Source organism: Streptomyces sp. WAC05292 (assembly GCF_003949955.1).
In the GTDB taxonomy this organism is placed as follows: Bacteria; Actinomycetota; Actinomycetes; order Streptomycetales; family Streptomycetaceae; genus Streptomyces; species Streptomyces globosus.
The window spans coordinates 1-933 of sequence record NZ_RPSE01000785.1 but is presented as its reverse complement, the minus strand read 5'-3'; the positions used below and the strand labels follow the sequence as shown (position 1 = coordinate 933).

The following is a 933-nucleotide window of genomic DNA, read 5'->3' as shown; positions in this document are numbered from 1 at the left end:
TGTCCGTGTGCGGCTGGGCGCAGGAGGACGAGGCCTGGCAGGAGCAGGAGCCGTGCGACGCGCCGCTCTCCGGCAGGGCGACGGAGTCGCGCAGCGCCGTGACGGTGAGTTCACCGAGGTCGAGGTCGAGGTCGTCCAGGGCGAGGACGCCCTCGGTGGGGTCGGTCATGTGTCAGCCTCTCGCATGGTCGGAAGAAGGTGGATCGGGCGGCGGCGTGGGCCGTCAGCCGATCGGTGTGTCCGTGTGCGGCTGGGCGCAGGAGGACGAGGCCTGGCAGGAGCAGGAGCCGTGCGACGCGCCGCTCTCCGGCAGGGCGGCCGTGTCGCGCAGCGCCGTGATGGCCAGGTCGCTGAGGTCGAGGTCCAGGTCCAGGTCGAGGCCCTCGGGGGCGGGGCCGGCCATGTTTTCGGGCATGGCGGACTTCCTCTCTGGTGGAAGGGGTTGCCGGGCCGCCGGTGACTGCGCCGGAGTCGTCCGGCGCCTGCGGCCGGCGAGTGGAGCGCCCGGGACGGGGAGTGCCGGATCGCCGTACGGGCCGTGGCCGGACTGTCCCGGCACACGGCCCCCGGAGGCGTCCGAATGTGCGTTCGTTCGTGGTGCGCTTCGAGTCTCGGCGGCGGACCAGTCCAACGGCAAGTCCACGTGTCACGTTGGCCTGTTGTCCTGGCCTGGTTCGTCACCTCAGCCGCAGTCCAATGACGTTCCACCCGACCGCGAGTGGCCTGTGCTGTGGCCTTGGCGGGTCGGCCGGTCCACCGGGGACGCGAGTGATCGTTGCTGCGTGGTACGGCGCGCCGCAATTCGGCGGTCTGTCGGGAACGCACGGTTCCGCTGCCCGGGCGCTCGCTGCCGGACGGCGGACCCCGCCGCCCGCTGCCGCCCGCCGCGGCCGGTGGTCCGTCCGGAACCGGCCAAACTGCGCCCCCCGGCCC

At 73.3% G+C, this 933-nt stretch carries 2 protein-coding genes; both read right to left on the bottom strand.

Going from position 1 to position 933, the window contains the following annotated elements:
* On the bottom strand, positions 1–169 hold a 169-nt coding region (locus tag EF903_RS33025), incomplete at its 3' end, for a thiazolylpeptide-type bacteriocin (RefSeq protein ID WP_125548580.1).
* Between the two features lie 54 nt (positions 170–223).
* Positions 224–415, bottom strand: coding sequence for a thiazolylpeptide-type bacteriocin (locus tag EF903_RS33020; protein WP_260616246.1), 192 nt, complete (start codon positions 413–415; stop codon positions 224–226).
* Between the last annotated feature and the right edge of the window lie 518 nt (positions 416–933).